We start from the raw sequence: 15,350 nt of genomic DNA on the forward strand, positions 1-15,350 counted from the left end.
CTTTTGTCAATTCTGATACGAGTAAACGCACGCGGCACGCCGACATGCGCCCTCATTTCGCGCCGTGGCGGTTGCTCGCCCGATTATCCGAGCGTCAGGATCGGAGCTTGCCGGGACGAAGTGATGTGATTTGCGGAATCCGCGCAACGGGGTGGTGAATCCATCCACAGCCAAAGCCCAAATCGTCCACAGCTCTTCTTGCGCGTTAACTTTTGAACGAGAACAAACCGGAATCGGATACGCATCTCGCCTAAATCGTTAATTTTTATGCCCCGGACCCTTTCTTGGGACGCGCTTGCGGAGTCCGACACGGCGTTCACGCATCCATGCGTTCTGGGGGTGCTTGGCCCGGCTTGCTGCGAGCCGTTGTCTTGGCCATAGTTGCGGCCGGGTCATCGCGCACAGGGGCGATGGCCTTCGGCCCAATTGAAGTGAGCGGTTTTTCAGATGTCGCAAGACAGCGTCGAGTCCAAAGTCAATGCCGAACATCCGCGCTTCGCAAAGCCGCAGCGGGTCGCCTTCGTGCAGTCGGCCTGGCATCGCGATGTCGTCGCCGTATGCCGCGAGGCCTTTCTCGCCGAGATCGAAGCGCGGCACATCGCGCGCGCTTCAATCGATGTGTTCGAAGTGCCCGGCGCTTTCGAAATTCCGCTGCACGTGCAGTTGCTGGCCAAGACCCGGCGCTACACCGCGATCGTGGCGGCCGGGCTCGTGATTGACGACGAGTACATCGCCGAAACCGTGATCAGGGCGCTGATGGACGTGCAGTTGCGCACGGAGATCCCGGTCTTCTCGGCCGTGGTGACGCCGCAGCAATTCCGCGAGACCGCCGATGTCGAATTCCTGCGCCAACATTTCGCCGTCAAGGGGACCGGGGTTGCGGAGGCCTGCGCCAATACGCTGCTCAGCCTCGAGCGGTTGCGCGGTCAGGTCGCGGCAGGGATCGTCTAGTGCCCCTTCAGGCGCAGGTTCCCTGTTAATCTTACGATTTAACTAACAATTAAGTATGGGTTTGCGGGGCCAAAACGTGCGGCCTAGCGTCCTCTGGAATACGGCTCCTAACAAGATGGGTGCGTGCCATGAGGTCGAAAATAAACAGTGCGTTGATCGTGTCCCTCAGCGCCATGTCACTCGTGCTGGCGACCAGCGAGACGTTTGCCGCTTCGAGGTCTGCGCGCGGAGCATTTGCCTCGGCACATCGGCCAGGTACGCATTTTTCCCACCATGATCGCCGTAATCGTGGCGCCATCGGCTGGTTTGGCGATGATGGCGTTTATTACGGCCCGAGTGGCGAAGAGCTTACGCCGCCGGCATTGGGCGGCCTCCGCACCAGCGATACAAACGACATTCCCTGGGATTGGGCCCATCGCTATCCGCCGGCCGTCGTGCCGTCTGGGCGGCCTTACGTGTCGACCTGCGGCGCCGAGACCGTCACAGTGCCTGACGGCCGTGGTGGCAATGGGCAGATCAACATCGTGAGATGTTACTGAGTTGCGTTAGTCCAATTCCCTGGTCGTAAAGACGAGGGCAGCGCGACCGGCCGGCTGTCGATACCGGCCCTTAATCGAACAAGCTCGAAACCGACTCTTCCGAAGCCGTTCGGCCGATCGCTTCCGCGATCAGGGAGCCGATCGTCAGCGTTCGGATGTTGGGCGACTTGTTGACCGCTTCCGTCGGCTGGATCGAGTCGGTGATGACGAGTTCCTTCAGCCGCGAAGAGGTGATGCGCGTCACGGCGCCGCCGGACAGCACGCCATGGGTGATATAGGCGTAGACTTCCTTGGCGCCGTTGGCGAGCAGCGCATCGGCGGCATTCACCAGCGTGCCGCCGGAGTCGACGATGTCGTCGACCAGGATGCAGGTATAGCCGGCGACATCGCCGATCACATTCATCACTTCGGACTCGCCGGCGCGCTCGCGGCGCTTGTCGATGATGGCGAGCGGGGCGTTGATGCGCTTGGCGAGCCCGCGGGCGCGCACCACACCGCCGACGTCAGGCGACACCACCATTACATTGGTGAGGTCGAAGCGTTCGCGAATATCGCGCACCATTACCGGCGAGGCGTAGAGATTGTCGGTTGGGATGTCGAAGAAGCCCTGGATTTGCCCGGCGTGCAGATCGAGCGTCATGACGCGATCGGCCCCGGCATGGGTGATCAGGTTCGCCACCAGCTTGGCGGAAATCGGCGTGCGCGGTCCGGCTTTGCGGTCCTGACGGGCGTAGCCGAAATAGGGCACCACGGCGGTGATGCGGCGCGCGGACGCCCGGCGCAGCGCGTCGGTTATGATCAGCAATTCCATGAGATGGTCGTTGGCCGGAAACGAGGTCGACTGGATGATGAACACGTCGGAGCCGCGGACGTTTTCCTGGATCTCGACGAAAATCTCCATGTCCGCGAAACGGCGGACAATCGCCTTGGTCAGCGGCAGACCGAGCCAGTTGGCGATTTCCTTCGCCAGCGCCGGATTGGAATTACCGGCGACGAGCTTGATCGAGCCGTTTTTGGCCGACATCGAGGCTTCTCCCCGCGCCTTGCTGGAGACAACATTCAGCATATCGCAATCCCCACGAAAGAGCGCGTTCCGATAAGCGCGGTGATATCAAGCGGGTAGGCCGGCTGGCAACCCGTCCGCCCGGTTTTCCCGGGCTAAAATGCCCCTTTTCCCTAATGGCTCGTATAGCCGAGGGCGCCGACGGCGAATTCGCCCTCTTGCGGTGCGGTGCGGTCTTCGACGCTTGCGACCGCCGGTCCACGCCGGGGAGGAACTGAGGACGGCGCCGGCTGAGGCGCATCCGCCGGAGATGTTCCGTTGATCATGCCAGCCAAACCGCTCAAGCCCGCCTGGGCGATCTTCCGCAACACCAGGTCGTCAGCCGAAGACCAGGCTTCGCGCCCGGCCTTGCCGGCCGGTTCCTCGCCGGAAAGCCGCAACGCGCGCTGCTGGTTCTGGTCGTAGACGTCCCAGACCCAGGCGATCGTGGTGCGTCCGCGACTTACTTCGGCGGCCAGATAGCCTCGCACCCGATAAGCGGCAGTGCCTTCGCGGGACACCATCGACAGGCTTCGCAACTTGGATTCGCTATCTAGGATGCCGACCATCCGATCGAACACCTGAGGCGGCGGGCCGTCGATGGACTCAAACGCGATCGTTGGACCGCTTGTATTGTTCGCCATCGCAAATGAATTGCTGCCAGCGCCGCCGGCGCAGCCGCCAAGGCCGCAGGCGATCGCGAGCACAACCACGGCCATCGCGGCACGCGGTACAATCCTGCAAACGCGGAACGAGATTACGGATAGATCGCCCATCTTGAGCGAAGCGATATCGTTAAAATCCATTAACGTCTAGGGCAGACGAGATTGTGAGCCGAACGATTGTTGTTCGGTGGCCGTTCGATTCACGGCTGGTGCAAGAAAAGCTGCCTCGCGTTTTTCGAAATTGTGTCTCAGCCTTCAAGAACTATGGCATGAACGTGGCGGCCATAGTCCGCTTCCTTGCGATGCACGGAGCGGCGGTAGCTGAAAAAGCGTTCGTCGGAATAGGTGTCGATGCCGGTGTCGTCGATCACGAGCACGCCGGCATTTTCGAGGCGCCTGCGGATGAAACCGGCGAGATCGAACATCGCATGCCCTTCGCGCACCGCAGGCAGGAAGTAGAGCGAGTTTTCTGCATCCGCCTCGACGAACCTTTCGACGAATTCGCTGCCGACTTCATAGGATGGCTGACGGATCAGGGGACCGACCGCCGCCACGATGTTGGCCCGTTCGGCGCCAAGCTTCTCCATCGCCTCTACGGTCGCTTCGACCACTCCCGTCAGTGCGCCCTTCCAGCCGGCATGTGCTGCGCCGATCACGCGCGCTTTGGGATCGGCAAACAGAATAGGCCCGCAATCGGCCGCCGTGACGCCGATCGCAAGACCCTCGGTGCGGGTAACGATGGCATCGGCTTTCGGGCGCGTCGCGGTGTCCCACGGGCGTGATGCCACCGCTACATCGGGGGAATGAATCTGGAACACGGTGAGGAAGCGTTCGGGCGGGACGCGCAACGTGGCGGCCATCCGGCGGCGATTTTCCATCACATGCGCCGGATCATCCTGAGAGCCGATACCGCCATTCAGGCCGGCGTAAATCCCTTCGGAGATGCCGCCTTCGCGGTTGAAGAAAGCATGATGCAGGCCGGGAATGGCGGACAGCAGCGGCGATTCCAGCGTCATGGTGTTTCCGCGTTTTTGTCCGGTATTTCGTCCGCGAAGCCTGCCAGCGTGGTGAGATTGGGCTCCGAGATGCCGAGCACCTTGAACAATTGTCCCATGCCACTGCTGCCGCCGCCAATCAGCCGTTTCAATGCGCCGGCGACGTCTTCGGAGACTTCATGGCTCGCTTTGGCCATCAAGCTGATCGCGCGGGTTTCGATACCGAGCCGCTTGAGAAAATCGCCCTGCGGCACCGGGCCGTGAACGGCGGCGCCGAGGTCCCCAGCGGCCCGCACCAATGCCTGAAAATCGACATGCGCGGTCACGTCGGCCTCACCGGGATCTTTCAAAGGATCGGTAAAACTGTGGCGGGCTATGGCCTGGAAGGTATCGCCGGCGTCGCTGCGCAGATGGCCATAGTCGATGATGAGGGCCGCGCCGTCCTGATCGCGGACGCGGCTTGCGATCTTCATGATTTCTACATCCGGACGCCACTCGAAAACGGCGCCGATGGGAGCGGTGCGCACCCATGCGGGCAACAGCACCTCGAAACGCCGCATAGGTTCGCTTGCCGCGCCAAATACCAGCTTGCCGTTGGCGTCGAGTTCGACGGTGCGCTCGTGCCAGCCGTTCTCGCCCTTGACCGCCTGATGTATCGGCAGCACGTCGAAATATTCGTTGGCGAAGATTACCGAGGGGCCGTCGGGCACGTCATCGATGGTGTCGTGCCAGGTGATGTTGCGCGAGCCGGACAATGCCGCCTTCTGCTTGTCGCGCAGCACCGGATTGACCTCGACCAGATGGATGCTCAGCGCCTGGTAAAGCGGAGGTAACACTCGAAGCGCGCGCAGCGCGTCTGCCATCATGGTGCCGTGTCCCGGACCGATTTCGATCAACCGAAGCAACGGCGGCGAACCGATGGCTTTCCACACCGAGGCGGCCCACAGCCCGAGCAACTCGCCGAACATCTGGCTCACTTCGGGCGCGGTGATGAAGTCACCTTCGCGCCCGAGCGGATCGCGGGAGAGATAGTAGCCGTGGCTCGGATGCATCAAGCACAGCTCCATGTAGCGCCAAACCGGTATCGGGCCCGACGACTTGATGAGCTTCTTGATCTCCGACAGCAGCGGCGAGTTCTCGGTCACATGGTTTCCTGAATCCGCGACGGAGTTGGCTCGGCTGCTCTTCGGCGCCACGCCGCCGCAATAATAAGTGCTCCAGCAATAATCATGGGCACCGAAAGCAGCATGCCCATGGTGAGGCCGCCCCACAAAAATCCAAGCTGCGGGTCGGGCTCCCTGAAAAATTCACCGATGATGCGCGCAATACCATAGATGGCGATGAAACTACCGAGGATCAAACCGGGACGCTTCAACGCGCCCATTCGAATCATCACGGCAAGAATAGTGAAGAGAACAACGCCCTCAAGCGCCGCTTCGTAAAGCTGGCTGGGATGGCGCGGTATCGGGCCGCCGTTGGGAAATATCATCGCCCAGGGCAAATCGGGGTCCGCGGCGCGGCCCCACAATTCGCTGTTGATGAAATTGGCGATCCGCCCGAGAAACAGCCCGATCGGCCCGACCGCGGTGGTGATGTCGCCAAGCGACAGGATCGAAATGTTGTTCAGGTGCGCGAACGCCATGACCGCGATGACGCAGCCAAGGAAGCCGCCGTGGAAAGACATCCCGCCTTTCCATAACTCGAAAATCTCGGCCGGATGCTGGACGAAGAAAAACGGATTGTAAAACAGCACGTAGCCGGTGCGGCCGCCGACGATGATTCCGATGGTCACCCACAGCACGAAATCATCCATCTGGGCGAGCGTGATCGGTGAGGACCCGCGCCAGAGCTTTTCGTTCTTGATCAGCGCGCGGGCATAGATCCAGCCGAGCACGATGCCGCCGATATAGGCGAGCGCGTACCAGCGGACGACGAATGGGCCGATCGCGAAGGCGACGGGATCGAAGACGGGAAAGGCGATGGTGAGAAGGGGCATTCGCGGTCGCGGGTTCGCGGGGTGATTAATTGGTTGCTTCTAGCATTCGTATTCCGGTTTGACAGGCACTTTTGCGAGACCAATCAAGGGCAAGATGGTCTTGAATGGAACGCAACGGATCGCCATTGTCATTGGGCGAATGTGCAAGCCGACCGGAGATGTGAGGGATGACCCAGACCAATAATCGGTTTTTTGACGAGATCGGGCGTCTGATGAACGAGGCGGCTGGCGCTGCCCAGGGCGTCAAGCGCGAAGTTGACACCGTCGTGCGCAACCAGGCCGAAAAGATCCTGCGCGATCTCGATGTGGTCAAGCGCGAGGAGTTCGAGGCGGTCAAGGACATGGCGCGTCTGGCGCGCGAGGAAAATGAGGCGCTGAAGGCGCGCATTGCCGCGCTGGAGACGAAACTAGGCGGCGGGGCGTGACGGGCGAGCTCGTTGCAGTGAGTGACATCGTTACCGCCAATTATTGATCCTTGTCATTCCGGGACGCGCCTCTCGGCGCGGGCCCGGAATCTATTTCTCCCCACATTCCAACGGCACGATGGATTCCGGGCTCGATGCTGACGCATCGCCCCGGGATGACGGCCCTCTTGACACGAATTTTCCGACCTCAACTGATTTGCCCGTCGCGTTAATTCGCCGCAGGCGCTTGGCTTGCCTCGTCGGGCAAATCAGAAGCATTTCTCCGCGCATTCCGTGCCCACCAAAGAGGGGCGTATCGCGATCGTCACGAACGTTGGGCGCGTGATGCGATGGCCGCGGGATTGCGTACAAGACGAATGCGCTTTTCGCGGACGACAAAGCCGCGTGGTCTTAACGCCTCGACGCTGGCGTGAAGCTGGCGACAATGCTCGCGCATGTGGCCTGCGACGGCGACAAAAAAGCCCGATCGCCGGAGAGCGCGCGGAATAAGTCGTAAAGCCATCGCGCAGGGAATGCCGGATCGTTTCGGCTAACCTGTGGTGACTAACTCGTTTGCTTTCTATCTTCGCGCAGGAGGCTGCGGGCGAGCCAAACGCCCGGCATTCCCTGCTCCCTCTGCTGTTGAGGGATAGCGATAGGCTTAAAGCTCGGGCGAAATTCGTCGCGAGAACGCTGGGGTATACGCTGATGGACGCCGATTTCTTCACGTTTGGAGGCTGGTCCGCCCGTCACGGTAAAAGGATGCCCCACCCGGGAAATATTCGGCATTAGGTAGCAAACTCAATGAGTTTGCTACCTAATGCCGGAAATATTGCTTCATTTCCTTGTCATTTCGGCCCTTTGGGGCTAGAACGCCGCCACGTCCGCAGCCCCCGCACCCCTGGAGGCTTGCTGTGGGCGACAAACGGGCCGCGATGCGGCCTTTAACTTTTTAGAAAACAAGGACTTAAGCTGATGGCGACCGTCAAGGAATTGAAGGCGACCGCGCGTCCGAAGAGCGGCAAGGGGGCCGCCCGGGCCGAGCGTCGCGCCGGGAGAGTACCCGGAGTGATCTATGGCAACAACCAGCCCCCCGTGACCATTTCGGTCGACGACAGCGAACTGCGCCAGCGCATTCTCGCCGGCAGGTTCCTCACCACGATTTACGACATCGATCTGGAGGGCAAGAAGCACCGCGTGATTCCGCGCGACTTCCATCTCGATCCGGTGCGTGATTTTCCGATTCACGTCGATTTCATGCGGCTCGGTGAAGGCGCGACGATCCGCGTCAGCATTCCCTTGCACATTCTGAAGGCCGAAGCTTCGCCCGGCGTGAAGCGTGGCGGCACCGTCAACATCGTGACCCACGCCATCGATCTGGAGTGCAAGGTCGACAACATTCCGCAGTACATCGAGGCCGATGTCTCTAGCCTTGAGATCAGCCACTCGCTCCATCTGTCGGACGTCAAGTTGCCCGCCGGCGTGAAGTCGCTGACGCGCGAGGACGCGACCCTCGTCACCATCGTGCCGCCGTCCGGTTACGCCGAAGAAATGAAGGCTGCGGCTGCTGCCGCGGCTGGTGTTGCTGCAGCCCCGGCGGCGGGCGCTGCTGCGGCCCCGGCGGCCGGTGCTCCGGCTGCCGCTCCCGCGGCTGGTGCTGCCGCGCCTGCGGCCGGCGCCAAGGCTCCTGCCGGCGGTGGCGACAAGAAGAAGTAAGGCGCGCATGATCCGCCAAAGTGTGAGCGGTTTTGCGAAAGATCATGCGTTAAATATTAGATTGGCGCGCGATCGGACGCAAAACCGGTTCCCACTTTTGCTGATCGCGCGCTAGTACGGGATGCCGCGCCATGCGCCTCTTTGTTGGTCTCGGCAATCCCGGCGCGAAATACGCGCATAACCGCCACAACATCGGCTTCATGGCCATCGATGAGATCGCGCGGCGTCATGGTTTTGCACCATGGCGCCGCCGCTTTCAGGGCCAGACGTCGGAAGGCACCATTGATGGCGAGAAGGTCGTCCTGCTTCGCCCGGAAACCTTCATGAACGAGTCCGGTCGTGCGGTTCAGGAAGCTGCGAATTTCTACAAGCTCGGCGTGGACGACATCATCGTGTTTCAGGACGAACTCGAACTGCCGCCCGCAAAGCTGCGCGTGAAGGTTGGCGGTGGCATCGCCGGCCACAACGGTTTGCGGTCGATTTCCGCGCATATCGGCAACGAATATCGCCGCGTGCGGCTGGGGATCGGTCACCCCGGCATCAAGGAATTGGTGCACGGTCACGTGCTGTCGGATTTCGCCAAGGACGATCGACCGTGGGTCGAAGCGTTGTGTACGGCGATTGCCGATAACGCCGGCCTGCTCGCAAGCGGCAAGGATTCGACGTTCCAGAACAAGGTGCATCTGGTGATGCAGGCCAAAGGTTTCACCGAAAAGGATGAGGGTGGCGCGGTCTAGCGCGGTGTCTCGCTCAAGCCGGCTTTTCAGGACAGAATTTTTCAGGACAGATCATGGGATTTAAATGCGGGATTGTCGGGTTGCCCAATGTCGGCAAATCGACGTTGTTCAATGCGCTGACTGAAACGGCGGCGGCGCAGGCGGCAAACTATCCGTTCTGCACCATCGAGCCCAATGTCGGCGAAGTCGCGGTTCCTGACCCAAGGCTCGACAAACTGGCGGAAATCGCCAAATCCGCGCAGATCATTCCGACGCGGCTGACGTTTGTCGACATCGCCGGCCTCGTGCGGGGCGCTTCGCAAGGCGAGGGTCTCGGCAACCAGTTTCTCGCCACCATCCGCGAGGTCGACGCTGTCGCCCATGTCGTGCGCTGCTTTGAGGATTCCGACATCACGCATGTCGAAGGCAAGATTGCGCCGCTGGCGGATATCGAGACCATCGAGACCGAGTTGATGTTGGCCGATCTCGATAGCCTTGAAAAACGCGTCGACAATCTCGCCAAGAAGGCGAAAGGCAACGACAAGGACGCCAAGGAACAACTCGATCTCGTCAACCGCGCGCTGGTGCTGTTGCGCGATGGCAAGCCGGCGCGCGCGCTCGAACGCAAACCGGAAGAAGAGCGCGCCTTCGGCATGCTAGGGCTCTTGACGTCGAAGCCCGTGCTTTACGTCTGCAATGTCGAGGAAGGCGCAGCAAAGGACGGCAACAATTTCTCCAGGCAGGTCTTCGAGCGCGCCAAACAGGAAGGCGCGGTCGCAGTGGTGATTTCGGCCAAGATCGAATCGGAGATCGCGACGCTGTCGCGCGAGGAGCGCAAGGATTTTCTCGATACGTTAGGCCTCGAAGAGGCCGGCCTCGATCGGCTGATCCGCGCCGGCTATCAGCTGCTCGATCTCATCACTTATTTCACAGTCGGACCGAAGGAAGCGCGGGCCTGGACCATCCACCGCGGCACCAAGGCGCCGGCAGCGGCCGGCGTCATTCACACCGATTTCGAGAAAGGGTTCATTCGGGCCGAAACGATCGCTTACGCCGATTACGTGTCGCTTGGCGGTGAAGCCGGCGCGCGCGATGGCGGAAAGCTGCGTCTGGAAGGCAAGGAATACGTCGTCGCCGACGGCGACGTGATGCATTTCAGGTTCAATAACTGACGTTGCCGGAATCCGATGAGGCGAGATTCCTAGTGTCCGGGGCCCTGATCGCGGATCGCGCCAAGATGCTCATTGATGCGGAACACGATCAGGACAAATTCTGCCGCGATGCGCGAGAAGATGATGCCGACGACGACGCTGGCGATCGAAGACAACAGCTGGATGAAGCCTCCGAACGGGCTGATCGCCATCGCCGCCAGACCGGAGAAGATGCCGGCGATTCCAAACAGCCCGATAAGTGCGATCACAAGCCAGTAAAATGTCTTGATAATGGTGGGCGTAATAAAACGATCCCACTGAAACAGATCTTGAAAATCGAACATCGGTTTTCCCCCGGGACAAGTCGGATGTGATTCGCGCGATCGGTTTCTTTCATAAAAGGGCTAGCGCCGAATGCGGGTTCGAGCAAGTCGAAGGCGAACCATGCGCGTGGATGGGTTGAGATTGCCGCAAAGTGCGGCCACAATCGGGCTTCCCTGCCGGATGTCCCCTGTGATGAACACCCTTGTCTTCGAAGACTTCAAGCCGGGCCCTTTGGGCCGCTTCGGACCGCGGCACGTCACGGCCGAGGAAATTCGCGCCTTTGCCGCCGAGTTCGATCAGCAGCCCATGCATCTGGACGAAGCGGCTGCCGCACGCTCGATGCTGAAAGGGCTTGCCGGATCGGGTTGGCATCTCTGCTCGATCATAATGCGGATGATGTTCGACGGCTTTATCGGCCGGACCGCATCTTTAGGCTCCCCGGGCGTCAAGGAATTGCGCTGGCTTGCGCCATTCCGGCCCGGCGACGACATCACGCTCGACGTCGAAGTGACGGAAGCACGCGTCTCGCGCAGCCGCCCGACGACCGGCATTGTCATGTTCAAAATGGTGGCGAGCAATTCCTCGGGACAGGCATTATGCGAGATGGTCTCGCCGATCATTGTCCAGCGCCACGGCGAAGCTGCAACCTGACGGGCTCGCCGATGCATTTCTTTGAAGACATCAAGACAGGGGAGCGGCGCGATCTCGGTTCGTTCACCTTCACCGCTGACGCCATCAAGACCTTCGCGACGAAATTTGACCCGCAGCGCTTTCACCTCGACGAGGAGGAGGGACGCAAATCGCTGTTCGGCGGTCTGGCGGCCTCGGGATGGCATGTCGGATCGGTCTGTATGAAGCTGTTCGTGGCCCATGCTCAGCGCGAGGCCGGCGAAATGGCGGCCCGCGGTGAAACCGTCGCGGTCTGGGGGCCTTCGCCCGGCTTCCGCGACTTGCGCTGGATCAAGCCGGTGCTCGCCGGTGATACGATCCATTTTGCGAGCGAGGTCGAAACGCTGCGCACCTCCTCAAGCCGGCCCGAATGGGGAATCATGGAAGCGCGCCAAAGTGGAACCAACCAGCGGGGAGAGCCCGTTTACTCGATGCTGTCGACGGCGTTCGTGCCGCGGCGAAAAAGCAACAGCTGAACAGATAAGCTGAAACTAAATCCTCGCTAACGCATTTTGAACAAGTGCCTGTCAAATAGTGGCTGGGCGCACGAGGGGATTACGATGGCCGACCGCCGCGGATTGAAATTGCTGGGCTTTATCTTTGCTACCGTGACGATCGCGGTGATGTTCGCCACCACCATGGTGGTGAAGGGCTACGCCGAGGGCGCCTATACGCTGGAAGGCGAGCAGGTCGCGGCTCAATAAGTTAGGGTCCGCTAACCATACGCGTAAAAAGCGCGGTTTCTCACCGGCTCCAGATCAACGCTAGGATCACGACCGCAGCCACGAGCAATCCGACAAAGCGGATCATGATGGTCCCGACATGTTGGGGCTGTGTTTGCAACGGAATCGGATCGCTATTGTCGGGCCGGACGGTCTTCATGCAGGAAATCCCAAAGTTACCTGCACTTGGTCGCGTACCGAGGCTGGAAGGTTCGAATCACTTCATTGTAAATGACGCCGCAACCGACGGCTTCGGGCCGGGAAATCGATCCCCGGCCCGAAACAACTCATCATCTTGGAAATAGTCAGCTGTGGCGCAAGCCGTCCGCCGCTCGCTTCCACTGCGCCACATTGTCGGCGATCATGCGGGTCGACTTCATGGCCGCCTGGCTGAGCTGGGCATAACCCGAAATCTCGCGCTGAACGCGCTGCCCCTCGGCATGCAAGATATCGCGCAGGCTCTCTAGCTCTGAAATCAGATTCTCGATCTCCGCCAGCGAAGTCCCGGCCACGCGTTGGATCAGCGAGTTGACGTTGTTCACCGTGGCCTCCGTCGCCGGATCGGCCGTCACGTCGGTGCCGGCCACCATGTTCGGGGCCGGGGCCGGACGACGCAGATAGGCGATGTCGTTGCGGACGAAATCACGAATTCCGGCCTCGACTTCGGAGGCCGCGGCGAGGTCGGTGTCCTCGTCGGTCGATTCAATCTTTTCGGGACGAATGGCGTTCATCGGCTGTTTTCCCTGTTTCGCGTCGGTAGCGAGCGCGGGTGTCCCCCCGCACGACGATGTTTGACGCCACCATCTGGGCTTCCGATTTTGGCTGCATCGCGGCCAATCTGCGGCAATGCCGGTGCTTTCGCGTGGCGCCGCGCGCTACCAACTTTGCTTGAAACCGGCGGAAATGCTCTTGTTGGCGATGCCGAGCGGGGTCTCCGCGATCGAGCCGGAGATATTCAAGCCGCCGACGATTTTCTGTTCGGCGCCGATCCGGCGCAGCCATTTCTCGTCTGATGTCGACAGCGCCTGGCCGGCAGAAAAGCTGGTGCCGGTATCGGCGAGGCCGAGCTTTGCGGATTGCTCGGTCGCATAGTTGGTGTGCCCGGCCGAGGCCGGCATCGGCGCAAAACCCTGGGTCATGTTGTAGCCATTCTCGAGGGTAAGCGAATATTGATCGCTCAGGTTCAGCAATTTGCTCATGGACGCACCGAGCCTGCCCTGGTCCTGCGCGGGGTCGATCCGCGCCTCGACCGCCGTCTTGTCCCAGATCGAGCCGACGCCCGGTGCGGTGACCGCGGCCCACGCCGTGCCGGAGGATTGCGGCTCGTTGCCGCCATTGGTGGCCTTCTCGGTCAGCAATTCGGCAAGCGTCTGAGGCTGCCGGACCACGGTCATGTCGGCGCCCACCCGCGCATCCAGGAACGGCGAAATCGGCTGTTTGACCGAGACCGCGGCCCCGTAGGCTTTTTCCTGCGAGGACCAGGTCATTTCGCTGGATGGTGCCGCGCGCGGCCCGCCGCGCAGTTGCTTCGGGTTGGTCGTCATCAATGTCGAAGCGTCAACGTCGAGCAGGCTCCAGTCGATGTCGAGACTGGCGATGTCAGCAGCTTCGGTCGGGGCGGCGGCGGTGTTTTCCGCTGCGGGTGGATCGGTTGCTTCTTGCTGGGGATCGGCGGATTCAGGCCATGGTGAGATTTTGGGAGGGGTCTGCAAAGGCACATCTTGCAGGGATGCCGGCTGCGCACGGGCCGTCCAGCCATCCAGGCCGCCGACAACCGCCAGCAAAAGAAAGCCGGCCAAGCCGTATTCCGCCTTAATCATATGCCCCGACTGCCAGCCAACCGCTTGAGCGATGAATGCCCATCGTCGCGGAAATGTGGCGTGCCGGGCTCCCTCGCGCAAGGGAAGGTGGAGGGAAGGCGGGCGCAAGAGGCCTTGGATTGCCGGACTGTGGTTTATGCGATCCGCGGCAGATGGATCGGATGGCCCAGCGCCTGCTCCACCAGGTCGAACGTATCGACGAGGATGCGGATACTGACCAGCTTGCCGGCGTTGAATTGCGCGAACTGTGCCAGCCGCAGGCTGATCGGCTTGTTGGCATCGAGCATGGTGAGCGAATAGCGCATCATCGCGGCGGCCGTTTCCGCACCGAGCATCATCGATTCCCGGTCGAACCGGTGCACCCTGATATTGTCCGCAATCTGGCGGATCACTTCGAGCACGGCGGCCTTGCCGCGGCGGGCACCGAAGAACGGGAACATGTCGATCGGACCGTAGACGGCCCAGTCGACATCGTCGTCGATCAACGCTTCGAGATCTTCATACTGACGCTCGTTGATCGCGCGATGCAATGCACGAGAGAAACGCCAGAGACTATGCTCTGTCATGACTTCTGCTTCCTGACTGGATTTTGTAAGTGAGCGACCGGCCCTGTTGGGCGTCATTGGCGACGCCGTGCCTGGTGGCTGCACTAATACTTGAAGCCTCAAATAGTCGAAGTTCGCCGAAATGCAAATGCAATTTTGCATTGCACAAATGCGGCCTATTTCGGGGACCTGCCCTGATGGTGCATCGGTGATTCGGATTCCACCGCGATTTCGTCGTCGCGGGCCGCCAAGATGCCGAACAGTGCTGCGCCGCCAAGCCCGCCGATCATCGCGCCGGCCGGCATGAAGGTGAAGAATACCAGCATGCCGCTATAGCCCTCGAAATCGCTGGTTTTGAAGATTTCGACCCATGCGAGCCCGGCTCCGATGCCGAGCGCCGCACCTCCGACCGCCCCCAGCAACAGGCCGAGCAAGACAAACAACGCGATTTTCATGGCTCTCGATCCGAAACAGAAATGGCCCTGTGTTGGGTCGCCGCAGGACGCGGCGAGGTTCAATGCCCGCGGCGCCAAACCCGGATGTCGCTCACATCTTCTCGCCCGGTTTTCCGGCGATTAGCTCGGCGACGTCCCGCTCCACCACCTGCTCGATCAGATCGAAGGTGTCGATGATTTCGCGAATCCTGACGATCTTGCCGTCATGGAGCGCAAAGAAGATGGCGATGTCGAACTGCACGATCCGTCCGCTGCGCCGCTTGCCGAAGTAGGCGCGAAGCTGGACCGCGACTTTGTCGTCTTCGACGGCGATGAAAGGCAATTCATAGCGCATGCTGGAATAGCGCTCATGAACCGTCTTCCACATCTGCCGGACGTCGTCCTTGCCGTGGTGGTGGCCGAGATGCGGCAGGATGTCGACCGGTGCGTTGGAGAAAAACTCGACGTCGTCGCTGCAAAGCGCCAAAGCGCCCTCGATATTGCCGGCATAGAATGCGTCGATCAGCTCAACGACGCGCCGGCGATGAAGTTCTTTCATCATTTCTTTTCCCCGCCGGTGTTGGGCCCGGTTTGTGCTCCGATTCTAACATTCGCATGCCTTCTCAGCGGCCACTTTTGCGAATGTTAGAATCTAAAGGAC

Annotated in this window: 21 protein-coding genes; 9 read left to right on the plus strand and 12 right to left on the minus strand. The window is 60.8% G+C overall.

The features are described 5' to 3' along the window. The first annotated feature begins 447 nt into the window (after positions 1–447). Both ABSE61_RS09055 and ABSE61_RS09060 read left to right on the plus strand, forming a co-directional pair. Positions 448–951 (plus strand): 6,7-dimethyl-8-ribityllumazine synthase, encoded by a 504-nt coding sequence (locus tag ABSE61_RS09055; protein WP_423870738.1) that lies wholly within the window; start codon positions 448–450, stop codon positions 949–951. Positions 952–1,079: 128 nt separating this feature from the next. Next, positions 1,080–1,490 carry a hypothetical protein gene (locus tag ABSE61_RS09060; RefSeq protein ID WP_423870739.1) on the plus strand — a complete coding sequence of 137 codons (411 nt, stop codon included), beginning with the start codon at positions 1,080–1,082 and terminating at the stop codon, positions 1,488–1,490. A 70-nt stretch (positions 1,491–1,560) separates the two neighbouring features. Here the strand turns inward: ABSE61_RS09060 and ABSE61_RS09065 are convergent, their stop codons facing one another. The 5 genes from ABSE61_RS09065 to lgt form a co-directional block, all read right to left on the minus strand. After that, the gene (locus tag ABSE61_RS09065) at positions 1,561–2,514 is read right to left on the minus strand and encodes a ribose-phosphate pyrophosphokinase (protein ID WP_423870883.1); all 954 of its coding nucleotides are present in this window, start codon (positions 2,512–2,514) and stop codon (positions 1,561–1,563) included. 152 nt (positions 2,515–2,666) lie between these two features. After that, positions 2,667–3,251 carry a hypothetical protein gene (locus ABSE61_RS09070; RefSeq protein WP_423870740.1) on the minus strand — a complete coding sequence of 195 codons (585 nt, stop codon included), beginning with the start codon at positions 3,249–3,251 and terminating at the stop codon, positions 2,667–2,669. A gap of 194 nt (positions 3,252–3,445) precedes the next feature. Beyond that, on the minus strand, positions 3,446–4,213 hold the full coding sequence (gene pgeF / locus ABSE61_RS09075; protein WP_423870741.1) for a peptidoglycan editing factor PgeF: 768 nt from the start codon (positions 4,211–4,213) through the stop codon (positions 3,446–3,448). Next, positions 4,210–5,337 carry a class I SAM-dependent methyltransferase gene (locus tag ABSE61_RS09080; protein WP_423870742.1) on the minus strand — a complete coding sequence of 376 codons (1,128 nt, stop codon included), beginning with the start codon at positions 5,335–5,337 and terminating at the stop codon, positions 4,210–4,212. Before ABSE61_RS09080 ends, pgeF begins: the two co-directional genes overlap by 4 nt. Continuing rightward, a complete protein-coding gene (gene lgt / locus ABSE61_RS09085; RefSeq protein WP_423870743.1) occupies positions 5,334–6,188 on the minus strand; it encodes a prolipoprotein diacylglyceryl transferase in 855 nt (284 codons plus the stop codon). Before lgt ends, ABSE61_RS09080 begins: the two co-directional genes overlap by 4 nt. A gap of 167 nt (positions 6,189–6,355) precedes the next feature. Here lgt and ABSE61_RS09090 point away from each other — a divergent pair, with 167 nt between their 5' ends. The 4 genes from ABSE61_RS09090 (at position 6,356) to ychF (ending at position 10,196) form a co-directional block, all read left to right on the plus strand. Continuing rightward, positions 6,356–6,613, plus strand: a complete 258-nt coding sequence (locus ABSE61_RS09090; RefSeq protein WP_423870744.1) for an accessory factor UbiK family protein — start codon at positions 6,356–6,358, stop codon at positions 6,611–6,613. Positions 6,614–7,567: 954 nt separating this feature from the next. Next, positions 7,568–8,308 (plus strand): 50S ribosomal protein L25/general stress protein Ctc, encoded by a 741-nt coding sequence (locus ABSE61_RS09095; RefSeq protein WP_423870745.1) that lies wholly within the window; start codon positions 7,568–7,570, stop codon positions 8,306–8,308. A gap of 131 nt (positions 8,309–8,439) precedes the next feature. Beyond that, positions 8,440–9,045, plus strand: coding sequence for an aminoacyl-tRNA hydrolase (pth, locus tag ABSE61_RS09100; RefSeq protein ID WP_423870746.1), 606 nt, complete (start codon positions 8,440–8,442; stop codon positions 9,043–9,045). A gap of 53 nt (positions 9,046–9,098) precedes the next feature. Further along, on the plus strand, positions 9,099–10,196 hold the full coding sequence (ychF, locus tag ABSE61_RS09105; RefSeq protein ID WP_423870747.1) for a redox-regulated ATPase YchF: 1,098 nt from the start codon (positions 9,099–9,101) through the stop codon (positions 10,194–10,196). A gap of 29 nt (positions 10,197–10,225) precedes the next feature. Here the strand turns inward: ychF and ABSE61_RS09110 are convergent, their stop codons facing one another. Continuing rightward, positions 10,226–10,519: a DUF4282 domain-containing protein gene (locus tag ABSE61_RS09110; protein ID WP_423870748.1), complete on the minus strand. Its 294-nt coding sequence runs from the start codon at positions 10,517–10,519 to the stop codon at positions 10,226–10,228. A 172-nt stretch (positions 10,520–10,691) separates the two neighbouring features. Between ABSE61_RS09110 and ABSE61_RS09115 the strand changes: the two genes are divergently transcribed. From ABSE61_RS09115 to ABSE61_RS09125, 3 genes are all read left to right on the plus strand, one after another. Beyond that, on the plus strand, positions 10,692–11,150 hold the full coding sequence (locus ABSE61_RS09115) for a MaoC family dehydratase (protein WP_423870749.1): 459 nt from the start codon (positions 10,692–10,694) through the stop codon (positions 11,148–11,150). Between the two features lie 11 nt (positions 11,151–11,161). After that, on the plus strand, positions 11,162–11,644 hold the full coding sequence (locus ABSE61_RS09120) for a MaoC family dehydratase (protein ID WP_423870750.1): 483 nt from the start codon (positions 11,162–11,164) through the stop codon (positions 11,642–11,644). 84 nt (positions 11,645–11,728) lie between these two features. Beyond that, the gene (locus tag ABSE61_RS09125) at positions 11,729–11,872 is read left to right on the plus strand and encodes a hypothetical protein (protein WP_423870751.1); all 144 of its coding nucleotides are present in this window, start codon (positions 11,729–11,731) and stop codon (positions 11,870–11,872) included. 40 nt (positions 11,873–11,912) lie between these two features. Here ABSE61_RS09125 and ABSE61_RS09130 read toward each other — a convergent pair whose 3' ends face one another. The 6 genes from ABSE61_RS09130 to ABSE61_RS09155 all read right to left on the minus strand — a co-directional run bounded on the left by ABSE61_RS09130 (position 11,913) and on the right by ABSE61_RS09155 (position 15,251). Next, the gene (locus ABSE61_RS09130) at positions 11,913–12,050 is read right to left on the minus strand and encodes a hypothetical protein (protein WP_423870752.1); all 138 of its coding nucleotides are present in this window, start codon (positions 12,048–12,050) and stop codon (positions 11,913–11,915) included. Positions 12,051–12,195: 145 nt separating this feature from the next. Beyond that, positions 12,196–12,621, minus strand: a complete 426-nt coding sequence (locus tag ABSE61_RS09135) for a hypothetical protein (protein ID WP_423870753.1) — start codon at positions 12,619–12,621, stop codon at positions 12,196–12,198. 144 nt (positions 12,622–12,765) lie between these two features. Beyond that, positions 12,766–13,689, minus strand: coding sequence for a hypothetical protein (locus ABSE61_RS09140; protein WP_423870754.1), 924 nt, complete (start codon positions 13,687–13,689; stop codon positions 12,766–12,768). Positions 13,690–13,844: 155 nt separating this feature from the next. After that, on the minus strand, positions 13,845–14,276 hold the full coding sequence (locus ABSE61_RS09145) for a nuclear transport factor 2 family protein (protein ID WP_423870755.1): 432 nt from the start codon (positions 14,274–14,276) through the stop codon (positions 13,845–13,847). 155 nt (positions 14,277–14,431) lie between these two features. Beyond that, the gene (locus ABSE61_RS09150; RefSeq protein ID WP_423870756.1) at positions 14,432–14,710 is read right to left on the minus strand and encodes a hypothetical protein; all 279 of its coding nucleotides are present in this window, start codon (positions 14,708–14,710) and stop codon (positions 14,432–14,434) included. A gap of 91 nt (positions 14,711–14,801) precedes the next feature. Further along, a complete protein-coding gene (locus tag ABSE61_RS09155) occupies positions 14,802–15,251 on the minus strand; it encodes a nuclear transport factor 2 family protein (RefSeq protein ID WP_423870757.1) in 450 nt (149 codons plus the stop codon). Positions 15,252–15,350: the final 99 nt, after the last annotated feature.

This window comes from Bradyrhizobium sp., assembly GCF_049519115.1.
In the GTDB taxonomy this organism is placed as follows: domain Bacteria; phylum Pseudomonadota; class Alphaproteobacteria; order Rhizobiales; family Xanthobacteraceae; genus Bradyrhizobium.